The sequence below is a fragment of the Bacillus cereus group sp. N12 genome, assembly GCF_016483575.1.
In the GTDB taxonomy this organism is placed as follows: Bacteria; Bacillota; Bacilli; order Bacillales; family Bacillaceae_G; genus Bacillus_A; species Bacillus_A toyonensis.
Map to the genome: position 1 here is coordinate 1 of NZ_JAEHBO010000296.1, position 231 is coordinate 231.

Genomic DNA, 231 nt, shown 5'->3' on the forward strand with positions numbered 1-231 from the left:
GTACGTTTACGCGGTACAAAAACGCCTCGATCCACTTCTACTCGTAAACCACAGAACTCCGTATATCCAACAACGTATTCCAGAGGTAAACCGTTGACTCGCATTTCTACCATTTTCATAAGGTCCTCGGGAGTTAGTGCCTCTGAAATAAGTAACCGGGTCTCATCTTCTGCGAAAACACAACTGGTGCTCCGAAGCTTGCTAACTATATATTTTTCCATTTTCATATCC

The 231-nt window shown here is 43.3% G+C and carries 1 pseudogene; it reads right to left on the bottom strand.

The window, feature by feature from the left end:
* Positions 1 to 221 (bottom strand): annotated as a pseudogene (locus tag JDS92_RS30550) (putative protein N(5)-glutamine methyltransferase); the annotation flags it as partial.
* Positions 222 to 231 lie beyond the last annotated feature (10 nt).